The organism is Acetonema longum DSM 6540 (assembly GCF_000219125.1).
GTDB lineage: Bacteria > Bacillota > Negativicutes > Sporomusales > Acetonemataceae > Acetonema > Acetonema longum.
Window position 1 is genome coordinate 1 of record NZ_AFGF01000220.1, and the last position, 2,171, is coordinate 2,171.

Consider the following 2,171-nt stretch of genomic DNA (forward strand, 5'->3'; position numbering starts at 1 on the left):
GCACTGTGGCTGAAATGAATCCTCCTTTAGAGACTCCGCAAGTTCCACAGGTTTCGAGCCAGTCCCAGCCTAATCCGGCAGAATCCTCAACGCAAAATGGTGATGCCACAATAAACACACTGGTCTCCATCCCTGCTTCTGAGCAAACCAAGGCCCCTACCGTCAGTACGAAAGATACTCTAAAAAAGATTAAAGCCATGTGGGATAATATTTTGGGAGCAGATAGTGTGAAAAACGCAGATACCCTAGGAGAAAAGCAGGGGGCCATTAGAATACTCTTTCGGAGTCAGAGTAATTTTGGGGACATGTTATGGCTGTATGAAAAAGTACATGCAACACAAACAGACGCGTTCAATGCTATGTTTAACGACTTAGAGTATTACTTGGGGGCCACAGTTGTCTCTGATATACAGTCTGAAGCTATTAGTACGCAGACTTCGGCACAGGGAACGGGTAAAGAGATTAACCAAATATTATACAATAACAATGCAGTATATAAACATGAAACAGATTTAATAGCCCGAATAAATTCTATAAATACAACAAAATTTAATTGGGATGTTAATAATTTTCAAAAAATATACAAAAAAAATAAAGCGACCTATGAGGAAATATCTAAGAAAACTGGCGTACCTCCAGAATTAATTGCGGCTCTTCATTATCGCGAATCGGGGTGTGACTTTACTACTTATTTGCATAATGGTGACCCGCTTGGAAAACCGACAACGCATGTGCCTGAAGGAAAAAATTTTAACAATTTTACAGATGCTGCTGTAGATGCATTATTAGAAAAATCGTATATCAGGGACAAATATGGTTTAAGTGCAAACTCTGATGATATGGCGGCGATGATGGCATTTGCCGAATCATACAATGGATTAGGGTACTATCAATACCATAAAGATACTGTCAGCCCCTATGTTTATAGTGGAACAAATGTGTATCAAAAGGGGAAATATGATTGGGATAGTCATTATAATCCCACTCTTGTAGATGCTCAACCAGGTGTCTATTTACTTATAAATTCATTAAAGAAATGATTTTATTTGACATCAGCGTTTAAGAGCAATACACTTGTATTAGGTTTAAATTGATACAGGATGCCTAATTTATGTATCTGTATCAAAAAGGAATTAGTGTTTAGCTTTTGAGGTGATGTTTTTATGAAGAGGATTCTAACAATAATCTTAGCGGCGAGTTTTCTATTGGCATCTGCCTGTACAAAAACTAACAACATACCAAATCAAGGCGGTGACATAAATAGAATAAAGCAATCGGCAAAAGCTGATTTAACTCTTGTAAATGCATCGAATATCACAAATACTACTGATGTGGGAACTATAGGTAATATATTTTTCTTTAACAAAAATTCAAAGCTGCAGTATAAAGGAACCTTTTTATTTGATGATATTATTAAAAAAGATGTAAAATTGAATATTAAGGAACTGGCTGATCTCCGGTATGGCAAGTTATATGAGTTGAAAATTGATTCCATTGAAGGTGTTCGCAATGAGCGCTTAAATTTAGGTTATTTTTATGTGCAAAAAGATAAAATATATCGGATAGGACCAACGAAAGAAAATTTTAGTAAACTAAAAACAAGTGAAGAATTACCTGAAGGCAGTGTTATTGTTTGCCAAGATAAAGAAATAAAAGATGCATTAAATAGAGATCAAGCTGGATCCCATCATTATCTAGAAGTAAATGGGAATCGGCGGGAATATCATTCATTAAATAATAAAGTAACCACTGGATATTATGAATCATTTACATGGGAAAAGGGTAAAGGGTTAACTAATTATCGAAGCGGATTTGGTGCTGAAAGGGATTCTATTACATTACAATTGATTAATAACTAATTGAATATTTATAAATTGAGAGGAAATTCCCATATTCAATAGCAGTATCTTTCGCGGATGCTGCTATTTTTATTTCATGATGTTTGATTTCGCATCTCTAATAAAATTTTTATGGCAGCGTCAGCAACTGATTGATCTTTATCGGGTTTGTGAAGCTAACATTAGGCTATATATTTAAGAAAGATGGCAGGACTGCAACAGTTCCTGTCATTTGCCATTGAAGGGGAGTATACACTGCAATATTTTGATCTTACGAGAAGGAGGTGAGTAACGCGGAAAGATCACGTTCCAAGTTCAGAACATTTTTATACC

General features: G+C 35.6%; 1 protein-coding gene and 1 pseudogene. Both read left to right on the forward strand.

Features of this window, described 5'->3' with window-relative positions; translation table 11 throughout:
* Positions 1-1,040: pseudogene (locus ALO_RS22600) on the forward strand (hypothetical protein); the annotation flags it as partial.
* A 123-nt stretch (positions 1,041-1,163) separates the two neighbouring features.
* Positions 1,164-1,859 (forward strand): hypothetical protein, encoded by a 696-nt coding sequence (locus ALO_RS17150; protein WP_004098581.1) that lies wholly within the window; start codon positions 1,164-1,166, stop codon positions 1,857-1,859.
* The last annotated feature ends 312 nt before the right edge of the window (positions 1,860-2,171 follow it).